The sequence below is a fragment of the Amycolatopsis sp. FDAARGOS 1241 genome (assembly GCF_016889705.1).
Lineage (GTDB): Bacteria > Actinomycetota > Actinomycetes > Mycobacteriales > Pseudonocardiaceae > Amycolatopsis.
Genome location: NZ_CP069526.1, coordinates 8,063,949 through 8,080,654, shown reverse-complemented (window position 1 = coordinate 8,080,654; position 16,706 = coordinate 8,063,949). Strand labels below are relative to the sequence as shown.

At 71.1% G+C, this 16,706-nt stretch carries 13 protein-coding genes and 1 pseudogene; 8 read left to right on the top strand and 6 right to left on the bottom strand.

What is annotated here, in order from left to right:
* Positions 1-70: 70 nt before the first annotated feature.
* The 4 genes from I6J71_RS39180 to I6J71_RS39165 form a co-directional block, all read right to left on the bottom strand.
* Complete coding sequence (locus I6J71_RS39180; protein WP_239154163.1) at positions 71-802, bottom strand: SDR family oxidoreductase; 732 nt, start codon at positions 800-802, stop codon at positions 71-73.
* Positions 803-1,089: 287 nt separating this feature from the next.
* Positions 1,090-1,626 (bottom strand): GtrA family protein, encoded by a 537-nt coding sequence (locus I6J71_RS39175; RefSeq protein WP_204091467.1) that lies wholly within the window; start codon positions 1,624-1,626, stop codon positions 1,090-1,092.
* 37 nt (positions 1,627-1,663) lie between these two features.
* Entirely contained in the window at positions 1,664-2,167 is a 504-nt protein-coding gene (locus I6J71_RS39170; protein ID WP_204091466.1) for a GtrA family protein, read from the bottom strand.
* A 10-nt stretch (positions 2,168-2,177) separates the two neighbouring features.
* Positions 2,178-4,445, bottom strand: a complete 2,268-nt coding sequence (locus tag I6J71_RS39165) for a sigma-70 family RNA polymerase sigma factor (protein WP_204091465.1) — start codon at positions 4,443-4,445, stop codon at positions 2,178-2,180.
* A gap of 256 nt (positions 4,446-4,701) precedes the next feature.
* On the opposite strand from I6J71_RS39165, the gene I6J71_RS39160 reads away from it, so the two are divergent.
* The 4 genes from I6J71_RS39160 (at position 4,702) to I6J71_RS39145 (ending at position 10,368) form a co-directional block, all read left to right on the top strand.
* Complete coding sequence (locus I6J71_RS39160) at positions 4,702-5,535, top strand: GGDEF domain-containing protein (RefSeq protein ID WP_204091464.1); 834 nt, start codon at positions 4,702-4,704, stop codon at positions 5,533-5,535.
* Between the two features lie 568 nt (positions 5,536-6,103).
* On the top strand, positions 6,104-7,462 hold the full coding sequence (locus tag I6J71_RS39155) for a glycosyltransferase 87 family protein (protein ID WP_204091463.1): 1,359 nt from the start codon (positions 6,104-6,106) through the stop codon (positions 7,460-7,462).
* A gap of 164 nt (positions 7,463-7,626) precedes the next feature.
* Entirely contained in the window at positions 7,627-8,262 is a 636-nt protein-coding gene (locus tag I6J71_RS39150; RefSeq protein WP_204091462.1) for a cysteine hydrolase family protein, read from the top strand.
* Between the two features lie 27 nt (positions 8,263-8,289).
* The gene (locus I6J71_RS39145; protein ID WP_204091461.1) at positions 8,290-10,368 is read left to right on the top strand and encodes an FUSC family protein; all 2,079 of its coding nucleotides are present in this window, start codon (positions 8,290-8,292) and stop codon (positions 10,366-10,368) included.
* On the opposite strand, the pseudogene I6J71_RS39140 reads toward I6J71_RS39145, so the two are convergent.
* Positions 10,355-11,055, bottom strand: a pseudogene (locus I6J71_RS39140) (DUF2332 family protein). The gene I6J71_RS39145 and the pseudogene I6J71_RS39140 overlap by 14 nt on opposite strands.
* 104 nt (positions 11,056-11,159) lie before the next feature.
* Between I6J71_RS39140 and I6J71_RS39135 the strand changes: the two are divergent.
* Genes I6J71_RS39135 through purE form a run of 3 tightly spaced genes read left to right on the top strand, consistent with a single transcriptional unit; the run spans position 11,160 to position 13,117 of the window.
* Positions 11,160-11,411 (top strand): hypothetical protein, encoded by a 252-nt coding sequence (locus I6J71_RS39135; protein WP_204091459.1) that lies wholly within the window; start codon positions 11,160-11,162, stop codon positions 11,409-11,411.
* A 13-nt stretch (positions 11,412-11,424) separates the two neighbouring features.
* Positions 11,425-12,609, top strand: a complete 1,185-nt coding sequence (locus tag I6J71_RS39130; protein WP_204091458.1) for a 5-(carboxyamino)imidazole ribonucleotide synthase — start codon at positions 11,425-11,427, stop codon at positions 12,607-12,609.
* A gap of 10 nt (positions 12,610-12,619) precedes the next feature.
* Positions 12,620-13,117, top strand: a complete 498-nt coding sequence (gene purE / locus I6J71_RS39125; RefSeq protein WP_204091457.1) for a 5-(carboxyamino)imidazole ribonucleotide mutase — start codon at positions 12,620-12,622, stop codon at positions 13,115-13,117.
* Positions 13,118-13,731: 614 nt separating this feature from the next.
* On the opposite strand, the gene I6J71_RS39120 is transcribed toward purE, so the two are convergent.
* Positions 13,732-15,405 (bottom strand): class I adenylate-forming enzyme family protein, encoded by a 1,674-nt coding sequence (locus I6J71_RS39120; RefSeq protein ID WP_204091456.1) that lies wholly within the window; start codon positions 15,403-15,405, stop codon positions 13,732-13,734.
* Between the two features lie 115 nt (positions 15,406-15,520).
* Between I6J71_RS39120 and I6J71_RS39115 the strand changes: the two genes are divergently transcribed.
* The gene (locus I6J71_RS39115) at positions 15,521-16,678 is read left to right on the top strand and encodes an acyl-CoA dehydrogenase family protein (RefSeq protein WP_370542036.1); all 1,158 of its coding nucleotides are present in this window, start codon (positions 15,521-15,523) and stop codon (positions 16,676-16,678) included.
* The last annotated feature ends 28 nt before the right edge of the window (positions 16,679-16,706 follow it).

Below are 16,706 nucleotides of genomic sequence, written 5' to 3'. Positions count from 1 at the left end.
GAGCGGTTTGCGGCCGAGCAGGCGTTCCACCGTGTCGAAGACGACGTCTTCGCGGCCGGCGGCTGGCGTTTCAGCTCGACGGACCCGTCGACCGCCTGGGCGGGCCAGCCCTGCGCGAGCATTCGCGCGCGGGCGGCGACTTCGGGTTCCTCGACGTACCGGAGCCGTCGGCCCAGCGCGTCGCCGAGGATGGCGACCTGCTGGGCGGGGGTGAGCGCCTCGCCGCCGGTGAGCGAGTAGGTCGCACCTCGTGGCCGGGTGTGGTGAGCACGAGCGTGGCGACGGCGGCGATGTCGCGCGGGTGGATCAGCGCCGACGCCGGATCGCCTTCGGGCACGTGCACGGCGCCGGCGGCCCGCGCGGACTGCAGCCACGCGCGGCGGTTGTCCATGAAGGTGCCGGGCCGCAGGATCGTCCACGCGGGACCGGTGGCGCGGATCGCCCGCTCGGCGCGGGCGTGGGCGCGCGTAATGGGATCGGTCTGTCCGAAGTGGACGCCGGTGGTGGGCAGCTTGACGAGGTGGCGCACGCCGGTGCGGGCGGCGGCGTGCGCGAGCGCGCTCTCCTGGGCCGCGCCGTCGCCGCCGTGGCCGGGGGTGAGGACGAAGACGCGGCGCACGCCGTCGAGCAGCCGGGGCAGCGCCGCGGTGTCGTCGAGGTCGCCGCGCACGACCTCGGCGCGCGGGTCGATGAGGTGCCGGCGCGGGTCGCGCGTGAGGGCGCGCACGGGCGCGCCGGCGTCGAGCAGGGCGGGGACGAGGGCGCAGCCGACCTTGCCGGTGGCGCCGAGAACGAGGATCACTCCAGAACTCCTTGAGATCAGGCCGAAACCGCACGCGGACGTGCGCGGGGGACGGCACGCGGGCGGTGGTCAGAACGGCACGTGGGGTACCAGGGCACAACCCCGGACGTGCCCAGGCACGAGACGGAAAAGGGGCCAACCGGTGCCCACCGGGGCCCGGTCCTCTTCGCGCTCGGCGATCACCTCGGCTTCGTCCCGCCGGTCCCGGTCGAAGCCGGGCGGCGTCTCTCAAGGAAGGGCAACGATGAACATGACGCTAGACAACTACATGTCCGCGAGCACCCACTTCAGCGCGGCAGGCGCGTGACCGGCGTGTCGCGACGGCGTTCGCGGCGTTCGCCGAGTTCGTCGGGGAAGACCCACTTCTTGAAGCCCCAGAAGCGGAACACCATGGCGAGCAGCATGCCGATGATGGAGCCGCTCGCGAAGTCGGCGATCTCCTGCACGAAGCGGGCGACGTAGGGCACTTCGAGGTGCAGCACGTACCGCGAGGCGTACAGCGGGATCAGGTTCACCACCACGGCCACGCCGCTGATGACGAAGAACAGCGCGGCCTCGTGGGTCCGTTCGCGCCCGCCGCGCGTGCGGAAGGACCACTCGCGGTTGAGGACGTAGGAGACGATCGTCGCGACGATGATCGCGATGGCCTTGGCCGTGGTCGGCTTCTGCTCCAGCACCGACAGCTTCAGCAGGTACCAGACGCCGTTGTCCACGAGGAACGTCGTGCCGCCGACGATCGCGAACTTGAGCATCTCCCGGTGCTTGATGAGCACCGAGCGCAGCGGCTCCGGTGTGCGGGCCAGCACGGTCTCGACGACGGTCACGGAATTCAGTCTAGAGAACCCGAGGTCACCGCAGGTCTCAGGCGGCCTTGCGGCCCGGAATGTTCGGTTCGTCGGGTTCCTTCACCGCGCGCAGGCGAGCACCCTCCGTAGGGAACACCCACTTCTTGAACGCCCACCAGCGGAACAACGTGCCGAGCAGCGTCCCGATGATCATGCCGCTCACGAAGTCGGCCGCTTCCTGGCCGAACAGGCTCAGGTGCGGCTCCCTCAGGTCGAGCACGTAACGCGAGATCCACTGCGGCAGCGCGTTGAGCCCGAGCGCGATGCCGCTGATGAGGAAGAACAGCGCGGCTTCGTGGGTCCGTTCGCGCCCGCCGCGGGTGCGGAAGGACCACTCGCGGTTGGCGACGTAGGAGAAGATCGTCGCGACCAGCACGCCCACGATGAGCGCCGTCACCGGGTTCTCCCGCAGCACGGTGAACTTCAGGACATAGGTGACAGCCGTGGTGATGAGGAAGCTCGCGCCGCCGACCACGGCGAACCGTAGCAGCTCACGATGCTTCGCCAGGAACGCGCGCACTCGCCGGACGCTACTCCCTCAGCCAGTCGAAGAAGCCGCGGGGCTCGAGCGTCGGGGCGGTGTGATCGGGTTTGCCCGAGTCGCCCGATCCCGGGGTCGGCGGCGCGCTCGTGGTCGTCGACGGCGTGCTCGGAGACGTGGTCGTGACCGGGTCCGTCGGCTTCGCCGGCGGCGTGCTCGACGGCGTCGGGTGCTTGCGCGAGGGCTTGGGGGACCACCGGGTCGAGCTCGGCGTCGGATCGTCCGGCGACGTCTCCGAAGTGGACGACGACGGGGACGGCGTCGGCACCCCGGTCGTCGGGTACGGCACGTCGCAGATTTCCATCCAGCAGCCGAACGTCACCCGGGCCTGCTGAGCCGCCCGGCCGAGCGTCGCGCTCACCGTGACCGGCGCGTCGTGCGCCGGGCGGCCCCTGAGCCGCACCCACAGGTTCACGTGCTGGTCGGGCGCGAGCGCGCCGCGGGTGGTGCAGGTGGCGCCCGCCGGTGTCGAGTGGCACGGGAAGCCGCTGAGGCTCCACGACTGGTAGAGCGCGTGGTCGAAAGTGACCGTCACGGGCTTCGTCGTCTTGCCGGTGTTGCGCACGCGGACGTACACGAGCGGGTTGCGCGTCCAGGGGAACGCGGACAATCCGTCGGTGTCGGCCTGCAGCAGCAGCGCGTCCGGCGGCGCCTTCACAGTGACCTTCACGCTGACCGCGACCTTGATCTTCGTGCCCGCGGTGACCGATCCGGTGACGGTGCCGCCCTGTGCCGAATCGTCGGCCTTCAGGCGGAAGGTGAGCACGGCCGACTGCCCGGGTTGCAGGCCCGAGCCCGTTTTGCAAGTCACGGTGCCGGTGCCGCCGGGGCAGTCGACGGTGACCTGGTCGTTCGCGGCCTGCGGGCCTTCTCGGCGCGCGAAGCCGCCCACGGCGCCCCCGCCACCACCGGCGGGCACGGCGGACACACCCGGCGGCAGGTTCAGCGCCACCTGGACCGGGTCGGACGGGCTGCCGCCGTCGTTGCGGACCGTGATGGGCAGCGTCACCGGCCCGTTGTCGGGCTGTAGCTCGAGCCCGCCCGGCGGTGTGGTCGCCGACATCTGCGGCGGCGCGGGCTGGGTGGGCGGAGCCGCGGGCGGCTGGGCCGGCGGCGGCTGGACGGGCGGCGGGGCCGGCTGTGCGGGCGGCGGGGCTTGCGGTGGCGCGGGCGGGGCCGGGGGTGCGGGCGGTGCGGGTTTGGCCGGCGGCACCGCGGGCGCGGCGGCGGGGGGCGGAACCGGCGCCGCCACCGGGATCTCCTGCGGGGACCCGGCCGCGGCCAGCGCGACCGCGACCGTCGCCACGATGGCCGCCCCCGAAGCCGCGACACCGACGAACTGCCGGGGCGCGGACGCGGCGGCGGCCGCTCCCGCTTTCGCCCCACCCGCGGCGGCCGCGCCGGCACCGGCGGCCGTGGCGCCCGCCGTGGCCGCGCTCGCCTTCGCGGCGCCGATCGTCGCGAGGTAACCCAGCGCGGCACCACCCAGGACGATCGGGGCGATGATCGCGCGCAGGCCGCCGTTGACATCGGCGAGCTCGGCGGCCAGCGCCCGGCAGTTCTCGCACTCGTCGAGGTGGCTCTCGACCTGGGCGCGTTCGCGTTTGGACAGCCCGTCGCGCGTCCACGCGCCGAGCCGGTCGGCAGTCGCGCGGCAGCGCTCGGCGGCGTTCTCCTGCAGGTGGACCTGCAGGTACGCCTGGCGCAGGCCCTCGCGGGCGCGGTAGGCGAGCGCGGACACGCCGTTGGCGGTCAGGCCCAGCAGCGGCGCGACCTCGGCCGGGCTCTGCTGCTCGATCTCCGTGTGCCACAGCACGGCCTGCCAGCGCTCGGGCAGCCGCGCGAACGCCTTCGCCGCCATCGTCCGCTCGAGACCGGCGACGGCCGTGTCGGAGAACGGCACGGTGAGCGCCTCGCCGACGGAGCCGCCGACGTCGCTCATGTCCTCGTTGAGGTCGACGCGGCGATCGCGGCGCGTCTTGTCGTAGGCGGTGTGGCGCAGCGCGGTGAGGAGGTAGGCGCGGAACGCGGAGTCGGGGCCCTTGCCGGCGCGCAGCGTGTCGAGGACCTTCGAGAACGCCTCCGACACGAGGTCGTCGGCCTCGGAGCTGGACCGTGCGAGCTGGCGGGCGAGGTTGTGCGCCGCGCCGCTGTGGCGTTCGTACAGCGGTCCGTAGCTGGCGATGTTCCCGGCGCGGACCTCGGCGATCAGCTCGGCGTCGCTCTTACCGGACAGATCGGCGGGGACGGTGGACACGGGGCTCCTTCTTCTGGCACACGTGACCGGACCAGCCACGATCTACCTCTCCAACGCGAGCACAAGTGTGACGGACGCGGAGATACCCGTCACCTCGTGGTCGGTCTGTTGACTCCGACGGCCCAACGAGTTCACCCGCCATCGTGAAACCGGTTCCGGAAAAAGCCGCAGGAACGCCGTCACGCGGACGGGCGGATCACGTCCCCTGAGTGGAGCAGGACAAGATCGACAGCGACTCGGGAAGGAGCGGTGACCAGTGGACGTACCGGCGACCGGGGCGCTGTCCGGTCCCGCCGGCGAGCAGGATCCCCGCACCCGAGACGGTTCCCTGCGCGCGCTGCGGGCCCGCTGGCGCACCGCCAGTCTCGCCGCGGGGTGGCGCTTCCCCAGTGACTGGGCGCTGCCCGAAGTGGACGCCGTGTGCGCCGCGGTCATGCGCCACGGCCCCACGGGCGCCGAAACGGCCCTTGCGGGCCTCGGCCGCGCCCGCGCCGCCGCCGGTGCGGGGCTGGGGGAGACGCTGTCCGATTTGGCGGCGTTGCACGCGGTGCTGGCCGACCCTGAGTCCGTCGACGGCTTCGTCTCCCCCGACGTGGACGCGACGCCCGCCCGGTTGCTCCGGGTGACCGCCCTGGCGTGGGCCGACGTCGCGACGGACCAGCTGGTGCACACGGAGGTGACGGATCCCTTGACCGGGCTGCCGTCGGCCGCGTACCTGCGGACGCGGCTGGGCGAGGTCTACCGGGCCGGGTCGGGTGACGACCACGTGCTGCTGGTGGTGGGGCTGGACCTCACCACGGTGTCCGGATGGCCGCGGCTGACGGGGATGATCCTGGTCGCCGACGCGGTCCGGTGGGTGTTCGACACGGGGGAGAGCTACGCGACTCTGGGGCCTTCGGTGGTGGCGGCGTTGTGCCGGCGGGACGACCGGCTGGCCTCCCGCGGGGTGGCCCTGCGGCGCGCGCTGAACGACCGGTTGTCGGTCGACGCGCAGCTGCGCGAGGTCAACCAGCCCCGCGTATCGGCGGTCCGGCTGCCCGCCACGCACGACAGAGCGTGCGACCTGCTGGCCGACCTGGGGCGGGGCTGAGGCCGGCTTCTTTGCGGCTGGGCTGGGGCTGGGGCTGCGGTTGGGCGGTCCGCGGTCGGGCGGTCTGTGGTGGGGGCCGGGTCTGCGGTGGGGCCGGGTCGGACGCAGCTGGCGTTTTCGCCCGGACGGTGCCGGTTTGCGTTGAACGGTCTGCCGCCGGTGGTGAGCGGCAGTTTCGGCGTGATGTTTCGCCTGGACTCACCCGGAATCTTGGTCGGTGTCCACAGGGACGCGCAGTTGTGGACTACTCCGGCTCCAGTGTCTGTTTGGTCCATTTTTGTCGGGGCTGGCCGATAGAATGGACGTGGGGACGCCCCCCTCGGGAGGGTGGGGGCGTGTTGCCGGGCCGGGAGTGGTGGCACAAGGGCGCGGGAAGGTCTGCGGCCGTCTCGATCGAGTGGTGACGGGACCCGGGAGAGACCCGAATCTCACCTCGGGGGATGCGCGGCAGCGGCTCGCCCGGCCGCTCCCACCACACGCCATCAGCCAAGACCCCGCCGCCGAGGTCCCCGATGGGCGCGGCCCACCCATCGGGCCCGCGCCGCGCCGTTCATGATTTCCTGGTGGGGTGACCAGGACCGTACCCGCCGCTGTCGAGGGCGATGTTCCGGTGAGCGGGGCGTTGCCGAGGTTGGCGTTGCGCAGGTCGCTCGCGCGGTTGTCCGTGCGGCCGCGGTCGATGCTGATCCTGTCGGTGATCCCGCTGGTCGCGATCGCCGTCGGGATCTGGGGGTGGACGCACGAGTGGAACCTGGGCGTCGACAGCGCCGTGTACCGCGGCGGGGCCCTTACGCTGCTGCACGGTGACTCGCTCTACGACACCAACACGCTCAAGACCGAACCGTGGTGGGCGCTGCTGCCCTTCACCTACCCGCCGACCGCCGCGCTGCTGTTCGTGCCGCTCGCGATCGTGCCGACGCAGGTGGCGTGGGGCTTCCTCACGGCCGTCTCGCTGGGAGCCCTCGCGCTGTCCGTGCGGATCTCCATCGGCGCGCTGCCGCGGCCGGACGAGGCCGGGCCGCGCTGGTGGGCGTCGCCGGCGCGGTCGACGATCGTGTTCTTCCTCGTGTTCCTCGGTCTGGAACCGGTGTGGCGCACGATCTTCCTCGGTCAGATCAACCTGATCCTGATGGCCATGATTCTGCTGGACATGCTCGTGCTCGGCGCGCGCGGCAGCCGGTGGGGCGGCGTGCTGGTGGGCGTCGCGGCCGCGATCAAGCTCACCCCGCTGGTGTTCATCGGGCACCTGTTCATCACCGGCCGCCGCAAGGACGCAGTGCGGGGGCTCGCGACGTTCGTGCTCATGCAGGCCCTGATGTTCCTGGTCAACGCTCACGACGCGTGGCGCTACTGGACCGCGACGCTGCCCGACACCGGCCGCATCGGGCCCGTGCACTGGGCGGGCAACCAGTCGCTCACCGCCCTCATGAACCGCGCCACGGACCTCGCGCCGTGGGCGTCGAAGGCCGCGATGGGAATCGGGCTGCTGCTCGCGATCCCGGCGCTGTGGCTGCTCATGCGCTTCCACCGCCGCGGCCAGGCGCTCGCCGCGCTGCTGGTCACAGCCTTCTGGACGCTGCTGATGTCCCCGATCTCCTGGTCGCACCACTGGGTGTGGGTCGCGCCGCTGATCGTGCTGCTGGTGTCGCGGCTGCCGAAGACGACGCCGGCCACGGCGTGGAAACGGTGGCTCGGCACGGGGCTCGTGGCGTTCGTGTTCGTCAGCTGCGTGCTGCTGATCCTGCCCAACGGCCGCAACGTCGAGCTGCACTGGAAGGTGTGGCAGAACGTCGTCGGCGACGCCTACATCCTCACGCCGGTGGTGCTCGGCGTCGCGTTGATCGTGCGCTGGGCGCTTCAGCGCCGCGCCCGCAACCGCGCCTCGGGGGAGTCCGCGGACCGTGCCGACGCCACGACGTCGGTTTGACCCCAGCCGGTTCCCGCTGACCGGGACCGCTCGGCCGGTCAAGGGCGCAAACCAGTTGGCGCACAACGAAAGGCTGTGAACACGATCTCAGCTCTGGGGGACTACCGCCCCGATCGGATACGTTACAACTCACTGACGTAACGGAAATCCCTCGGAGGCTCGCCATGACGAACACCAGCTACGAACACGGTCGCGTCGGACTGCTGCTCATCGACCTCGTGAACGAGAACTTCTCGGAAGACGGCAAGGCGTATTCCATCTACGCGCCCGAGTACGAGCGGCTCGGCACGATCGAGAACCTCAAGAGGCTGATCGACGGCGTCCGTGAACACCAGAACGTGCCGATCTTCTACTCCTCCACCGCGTTCACCGATGCCGACTACCAGTCGTGGAAGCACGTGTCCGGGATCCACCGCCAGATGTTCGACAAGCGGCTGTTCGAAGCCGGCACGTGGAACGCCGAGTTCTTCGCGGACCTGGCGCCGAAACCGGGTGACGTGGTGCTCGCACCGCACAAGAGCCTCGACGTCTTCGCCCACACCGACCTCGAATTCCAGCTGCGCCAGAAGAACGTGGAGTACCTCGCGATCGCCGGCGTCTCGGGGATCATGGCCGTGGAGTCGACGGCGCGCACCGCGATGGAGCGCGGCTACCACGTCACCACCTTCACCGACGCCATCGCAGCTCCCGGCGGGCTCGTGACCTACCAGGCGATGATGCGCGGCCTGAACATGATCTCCCACAACGTGATCAGCGTCGACGAGTTCCTCGCCTCGCTCCCGAAGCTCGCGGCGGCCTGACCCACCGCGATGCGTTACCGACTGGGGTTGACGGAAGTCCGGGACCGGCTGATCGCCTCCGATCCCGGACTGCTCCGGCTGTTCTCCGCGCTCAGCGTGGTCTTCGCGGTGGTGCTGACGCTCGGCGTCCTGGCCACCGCGCACGCCGGCGTCCCGATCCTCGTCGCGGGCGCCCTCACCGCGATGGTCACCACGGTCGCGGTGACCGAATCCCGGCCCCGCGACCAGGCGCGGACGCTGGCCGCCGGCGTGCCGGTCGCGCTGGCCACGATCGCGCTCGGCAGCGCGCTGACCCCGTACCGGATCGCGGCCGACGCGGTGTTCGTGGTGCTGATCTTCGGCGCCATCCACTTCAGGCGGTTCGGCCCGCGTGCCACGACTCTGGGGATCTTCGTCTTCCAGCTCTTCTTCGTCACACAGTTCGTCGGGACGCGCGTGACCCAGTTGCCCGCGTTGTCCGCCGCCGTGGTCGTGGCGTTCGTGAGTTCGGCGGTCACGCGCTTCGCCGTGCTGCGGCCGTCGCCCGCCCGCACGATGGCGCGGCTGCGGCACGCGTTCCGCGTGCGGCTGGGCTTCGTGCTCGACGCACTGGTGGCGGTAGCCGAGGGCGGGTCCGCCGACGACGTGCGCCGGGCCGCGGCCCGCTTGCACGCGAGCGCTTTGCTGATCCAGCACCGGCTGGGTGCCGCCGGGGCGGACGCGCCCGTGATCCAGCGGCGGGTCGCGGAAGCCGAAACGGCCGCGGAACGGCTGGCGGTGCTCGTGCTGCGCCTGGGCCGGTCCGATGTGGACACCCTCACGCGGCACCTGCCGGTGCGTGAACGCGAAGCCGTCGACGATCGTGATGCCGCGGTGCTGGCGCACCTGATCGCGGAACTGCGGGCGGTGCGCTCGGCGCTCGGCTCACCGCCGCCGGACGAGCTGCGAGAGCGGCTCCTCGGGTACCGCCACGACGTGGACCTGCCCGACGCCTCGCGCGCGTTGCAGGACGTCTTCCGCTCCCTCGGCGACTTCGCCTTCGCGTTGTTCGGCCTGCGGCTGGCCGCCGGCGGTGCGCGCGAGCCGGCGCGGGCGGACACAAAGGAGAACGGCGCGGTGTCCTCCGCGCGCGTCCGGCCCACCACGCGGACCGCGCTGCAGGTGTCACTCGGTTCCGCCCTCGCCATCGCCGGCGGCGAGCTGCTGTCGCCGCAACGCTGGTACTGGGCCGTGTTCACGTGCTGGGTCATGTTCATCAGCACCACGTCGACCGGCGAGATCCTCGTCCGCGGCTACCGGCGCCTGCTCGGCACGGTCGCCGGTGTCGTCGCCGGTCTCGCCCTGGCGGCGCTGATCGGCGACGACCCGTGGCTCGCCTTCGTGCTCGCGCTCGGCAGCGTCTTCGGCATGTACTACACGACGGCGGTGTCGTACACGCTGATGTCCTTTTTCGTCACGACGATGATCGGGATGCTGTACACGCTGCTGCACGTCCTCACGCCGGGTGTGCTCGTGGTCCGCATCGAGGAGACGGCGCTCGGCGTCGCGGCCGGGCTGGTCGCCGCCGCGCTCGTGCTGCCGGTGCGCACCCGGGACCGCACGGACCAGCAGCTGCGCACGGTCCTCGGCCGGCTGCGCTCGGCGCTGGCCGCGTCGGTGGCCCGGCTGTCCGGCTCGGCCGAGGGTGACGACCACGGTGATGTGGTCGCGTCCGCCCGCGCCCTCGACTCCGCCCTCGACACCCTGCGGCTTTCGGTGCAGCCCTTGCTCGTCCCGGTCACCCCGTTGCGCTCGAGGCGGCGCACCGCGCGTGCAGTGCTGGGCCTGCTCGAGACGGCGGCCTTCCACGTCCGCAGCCTGGCGGCCACGGCGGACCTGGTCCCCGCCGAAGCTCGGCTCGCCGCCGAGGCGACGCGGATCGACCACAACCTCGATGCCCTCGCGGCGCACCTGGACGGCTCGAAGGCGGCCGTCACGCGCAGCGCCGGCGTGCTGGTCCAGGTCAGTCCCGGCGCGCCCGCCGCGGACGCCAACGCGACGCGCCGCGCGCTGCGGCACCTGCAGCGGGTGGACGAGAGCGTGCTGGGCTTGGCCCGCGTGCTCGACGTGCCCGTCACGCCCAGGTGAAGTCGTCCGCGGGGTGGCGGGCCGGCGCGAGCCGGCGCAGGTAGGGGTCGGAGAGGGCGAGCAGTTCGTCGTGGTCCGGCAGGCTCGCCGCGACCACGTGGCTCGTGGTGCGCCGGGCGAGCGGCGCCGGCACGGCCAGGCTCGCCGCCAGCAGGCCCGGCGTCTCGGCGGAAACCCCACGCCACCGGACGCCGGCTCGCGCGCAGCTGGGCAGGAAGGCCGCCCGTTCGCCGGCCGTGAGGTAACCCAGCAGCGACGCGGTGAACACGACAACCGGCTCGCTGCCGGGGAGTTCGGCGAGAATCCGGCCGGTGTCGGTGACGGCGTCGCCCCGCACCACGGGCGTGGGCAGTGCCCAAGCCACGTCGATGGCCGCGCGCAGGGTGGCGAGCTCGCCGACCTGTTGCGGCCGGATGAACGCGGCGAGCCAGGCTCGGTCGTCGGGATCGGTCAGGTCGATCGGGTTCAGGTCGATCCTGAGCTGCGTGGTGATCCCGGGCGCCGGCGCGGCGGGGAGCTCACCGCGGACTTCGCAGGCGACGACGACCGGCGACGAACCGGCGGTTGCCCCTTCAGCCGGTAGCGGTACCGGTCGAACCTCAGGTTCAGCCCGGCGCCGGCGCCCACCTCGACCAGCGCCGGCGGCCCCGGCCACCGGCGGCGGACGTGGTCGACGCCGAACCGCAGCGCGACGCACCGGCGGATGGTGGTGCACCGGGTTCCGCCAGGACTTCTCGTGGATCGACCCGCCGGTCACGGACGAGACGGGCTGGCCGCGCGAGCAGCACGGCGTGGCGACCACGTCGCCGGGCCTGTACTTCGTGGGGCTGTCGTTCCAGTGGTCCTTCTCGTCGATGCTCGTCGGCGGCGCCGGCCGCGACGCCGAGCACGTCGCGAAGCACTTGAGCGCTCGCGCCGGCCGAGCCGCGCCCGGGGCCGGGGGCGGACCGGACGGGTGCGGCTGGGCGCGGGGGCCGGTGGCGCAGCTCACTGAGCCGGCCTGTTGGCCGGTACCCGCAGGTCGCGCGGGCCTGGCCAAGTAACCTGAGCAGCGCTATGGACAAACGAACCGGTCTTCCCGTCGTCGGCATGGTGGGTGGCGGGCAGCTGGCCCGCATGACGCACCAGGCGGCGATCTCGCTCGGGCAGTCGCTGAAGATCCTCTCGGCGAACGCGGACGATTCGGCGGCGCTCGTGGCGTCCGACGTGGTCATCGGGCACCACACGGACCTCGAGGCGCTGCGCTCGTTCGCGGGTGGTGTCGACGTGCTCACGTTCGACCACGAGCACGTGCCCGGCGAGCACCTGCTGACGCTCGTGATGGAGGGCGTCGTGGTGCGGCCCGCGCCGTCGGCGCTCGGGTTCGCCCAGAACAAGCTCGTGATGCGCGAAATGATGGCCGGCATGGGCGTGCCCGGGCCCGCGTTCACCGAGGTGTCCACTGTGGATGATGTGGTCGCCTTCGGCGGCGAGCACGGCTGGCCCGTGGTGCTGAAGGCGTCCAGCGGCGGTTACGACGGCCGCGGTGTCTGGATGCTCGACACGGCGCAGCAGGCGCGCGAGACGGTGCCCGAGCTGCTCGAGGCGGGCACCGCCCTGCTCGTCGAGGAGAAGGTGACGATGAAACGCGAGCTGGCGGCGCTGGTCGCCCGCTCGCCGTTCGGCCAGGGGGCCGCGTACCCCGTCGTCGAAACCGTGCAGACCGGTGGCATCAACACGGAGGTTCTCGCGCCCGCGCCCGGCCTGCCCGAGTCTCGCGTGCACGAGGCGCAGGACCTGGCGCTGCGCATCGCCTCGACGCTCGATGTCACCGGGCTGCTGGCCGTCGAGCTGTTCGAGACGGAGACCGGCCTGCTCGTGAACGAACTCGCCATGCGCCCGCACAACTCCGGCCACTGGACGATGGACGGCTCCCGCACGTCGCAGTTCGAGCAGCACCTGCGCGGCGTGCTCGACTACCCGCTGGGCCGCACCGACCTGATCGCGCCCGCGTGCGTGATGGCCAACGTCCTCGGCGCCGACCTCGCCCCGCAGATGAGCCCCGACGAGCGCGTGCACCACCTCTTCGCGCGCTTCCCGGAGGTCAAGATCCACCTCTACGGCAAGGAAGACCGGCCAGGCCGCAAGCTCGGCCACGTCAACTTCGTCGGCGACCGCATGGACGACCTGCGCAAGCGCGCGCTGCTGTCGGCGCACTGGCTGTCCCACGCCGTCTGGCTCGACGGCTACGAGATCCACTGAAGGGGAACACATGGCACCGCAGGTCGGCGTGATCATGGGCAGCGACTCCGACTGGCCCGTCATGGAGGCCGCCGCCCACGCCCTGACGGAGTTTGGCGTGGAGTACGAGGTCGGCGTCTACTCCGCGCACCGCACCCCGCAGCGCATGCTGGACTACGCGACGTCCGCCGCCTCCCGCGGCCTGCGCGCCATCATCGCCGGCGCCGGAGGAGCCGCACACCTGCCGGGGATGGTGGCCTCGGCGACGGTGCTGCCGGTGATCGGGGTCCCCGTGCCGTTGAAGTACCTGGACGGGATGGACTCCCTGCTGTCCATCGTGCAGATGCCGGCGGGGATTCCGGTGGCGACCGTTTCGGTCGGCGGGGCGCGGAACGCCGGCCTGCTGGCGGTGCGGATGCTGGCGGCTTCGGATCTGCAGTTGCAGTCGAAGCTCGAGGAGTTCCACCAGGGGCTGCAGCAGATGGTGCTGGAAAAGGACGCTGCTTTGAAGGAGAAGGCTGGGCAGTAGGGCGGTTGTCGTCCTGGTCCGGTTTGTTGCGTCACCACCTGCGTTGAGTAGCGGATTGTTGCGTACCGGTGGGGTTGCGGACGGTCGCGTTTCGTACGGGTCGGGTTGAGTACCGGGGTGGTTGTTTCGTACGGGGCGGCTCGTCGCGCCTCGGGGCGCGACGTTGCGCTGGGGACTCGTCCTGCACCCCGAAGCCGATGATGGTAACGACGGTCTGGATCACCTTGTCAAGGCTGGAAAGCGTGCCTTGACAAGGTGATCCAGACCGCGTGGGGGCTGCGGATCGAGGTGCAGGGCGGAGTCTGGGTGCAAGTCTTGTCGGGCGTATCGGTGACCTTTCGTACGGCGGGAGGGTTGCGTGGTTGTCGAGAGGCATTGCCGGGTGTTGCCGGGTGCGGTAGCCATTCCAATTGCAAAGTGAGGCACAAACCCAAGCTTCCCCAGGCTTTGAAACCGTCGCCTATCTCCGCCACTCACCAGTGCACCCAGCCCTGGCCCTGCACCTCGGTCCCCGCCTTCTCCGTGGTCCAGACCGTGGTGACACTCAAAGATCGGGGTGCCCCTCGCAACCTATGCCCGGCGATGTTGCGCGCCAGCGCAACGAGCCGAAGGCATCAAACCAACCGAGGCAGCTGACTCCTCAACTCCCTCTTCAACACCTTCCCAGCCGCCGACACCGGAATCTCATCCACGAAGTACAACTCCCGGATCCGCTTATACGGCAGCACCTTCTCATTCACCGCCGATATCAGCCCCTCAGCCACCACCGACGCCCCCGGCTCCCTCACCACGAACGCCACCGGCAACTCCCCGACATCATCCCGGGCCCGCCCCACCACAGCCGCACTCAACACCCCCGGCAGGGCGATCAGCAACTCCTCCAGCTCCCGGGGAAACACGTTGTACCCCTTGTACAGCAACATATCCTTCTTGCGATCCACAATGGACAGATAACCATCCTCATCCAGCACCCCGATATCCCCGGTGTGCAACCACCCGTCCACCAGCGCCGCAGCAGTCTCCTCAGGCCGGTTCCGATACCCCCGCATCATCTGCGGACCCCGCAGGCACACCTCGCCCTCAACCCCGGCGCCGAGCGGCTCCTCGGAGCCCTCCCCGACGATCTTCACCTCGGTGTCGAAGATCGGCCCGCCGACCGACCCGACCTTCCGGAGTCCGGACCGGTACGACGGCGCGATCACCGCGCCCATCGTCATCTCCGTCAGCCCGTACCCCTCGCTGATCACCACCCCGGGGAACCGCGAGTGCAGAGCTCGGATCATCTCGTGGTTCATCGGCGCCGCACCGGAGCCGATGCTGCGGACGGACGACAAGTCGGCCGTGTGGAAAGCCGGGGTCGCCAGTAGTGCGGCGAACAGCGCGGGCGCGCCCCCGAGCGATGTCACGTGCAGGCGTTCCGCGTCGGCGACGTACGCGGCCGGGTCGAAGCGCGGATGCAGCACCGTCGTGGTGCCGCTGAGCAGGGCGGCGTTGAGGCCGGCGATCACGCCCATCGCGTGGAACCAGGGCGTGAGGTTGATCGCGGTGCCGGTGCCGAGGCGGCCGGGCCATTCCTGCTCGCTGCCGATCTGGTCGAGGACGACGTCGCCGTTCGCGTCGAGCGCGGGGACGGAGCCGCTGTTCCAACAGGCGGCCTGCAGGGTGTTGGTGACGATGTTGCGGTGCGTCAGCTCGACGCCCTTCGACCGGCCGGTCGTGCCGCCCGTGTAGGCGAGGTGGGCCAGGTCCGTCCGCACCTCGAGGTCGACGTCCGGACGGGTCGCCGGCGCGTCGGTGAAGAACTCGCGGAACTCGACCGAGCCCGGGACGGTGTCCTCACCGGGAGCCACCACGATCGTCAGCCGCGCCGGGATCCGGTCGGCGACCGCCGCGACGGCGCCCGCGACCGGGCCGAACGTGATCACGGCGGCGGCTTCGCAGTCCGTCAGCTGGAAGGCCAGGTCGTCGGGCGGGAGCAGCGGGTTCGTGGGGCTGAAGGTGGCCCCGGCCAGCAGGATCCCGTAGTAGGCGACCGGGTAGGCGAGGCAGTTGGGCAGGTGCACAGCGACCACGTCGCCCTTGCCGATGCCTCGGGCGAGCAGCGCGTTGGCGAACTTGCGGGCACCTGCGTACGTTTCGTTGTGGGTGAGACTCTCGTCGCCCATGGCGAACGCCGTGCGATCACCGAAGCGGGCTGCCGATCCGGCGAGTATCGAACCCACCGGGACATCGGGGTAGTCGAGGGAAGTGGGCAATCCGGGCGGCGGCGTCGACGCGGTGATGGCCATCACCCGACCTTACGAAGAGTGCGGTCAAGGACACAAGAACGACTGGCGCGCCCGGCGTGAACGAGCGCTAACATCGACGGAACTCTCCCCCATTGCTGCAGAAGAGGTGACGGAAGTGGCCGAGGGCCTGTACCAGCTTGCCGAGGAGCACGAGGAGCTGCGGGCCGCGGTCCGGGCTCTGGCCGAGAAGGAGATCGCCCCGCACGCGGCGGAGGTCGATGACCAGGAGCGGTTCCCGGTCGAGGCGCTGGAGGCGCTGAACAAGTCCGGGTTCAACGCGGTGCACATCGCCGAGGCCTACGACGGGCAGGGGGCCGACGCGGTGGGCGCGTGCATCGTGATCGAGGAGGTCGCCCGGGTCGACGCGTCGGCGTCGCTGATCCCGGCGGTGAACAAGCTGGGCACGCAGCCGATCATCCTGTCCGCGTCGGAGGACGTGAAGAAGCTGGTGCTGCCCTCGATCGCGTCGGGCGAGGCGATGGCCTCCTACGCGCTCTCGGAGCGGGAGGCCGGTTCGGACACCGCCTCGATGCGCACCCGCGCCAAGCTCGACGGGGACCACTGGGTGCTCAACGGCACCAAGGCGTGGATCACCAACGCGGGTGAATCCACCTGGTACACCGTGATGGCCGTGTCCGACCCGGACGCGGAGAAGAAGTCCAACGGGATCTCCGCGTTCGTGGTCCACAAGGACGACCCGGGCTTCTCCGTGGGCCCGAAGGAGCGCAAGCTCGGCATCAAGGGCTCCCCGACGCGGGAGATCTACTTCGAGAACTGCACCATCCCCGCCGACCGGATCATCGGGGAACCGGGCACCGGGCTGAAGACGGCGCTGGCGACGCTGGACCACACCCGCCCGACCATCGGCGCGCAGGCCCTGGGCATCGCCCAGGGTGCGCTGGACGCGGCCATCGCCTACGTGAAGGACCGCAAGCAGTTCGGCAAGGCCATCGCCGACTTCCAGGGTGTGCAGTTCATGCTCGCCGACATGGGCACCAAGATCGAGGCCGCCCGCCACCTCGTCTACGCCTCCGCCGCCGCCTCCGAACGCGGCGACAAGCGCGCCGGCTTCATGGCCTCGGCCGCGAAGACCTACGCCTCCGACATCGCCATGTCCGTGACCACCGACGCCGTCCAGCTCTTCGGCGGCGCCGGCTACACCCGCGACTTCCCGGTCGAACGCATGATGCGCGACGCGAAGATCACCCAGATCTACGAAGGCACCAACCAGATCCAGCGCATGGTCATGGCTCGGGCACTGCTCAAGGGCTAGTGTCGCGTGTCGTTAGTTGTTTGACGGT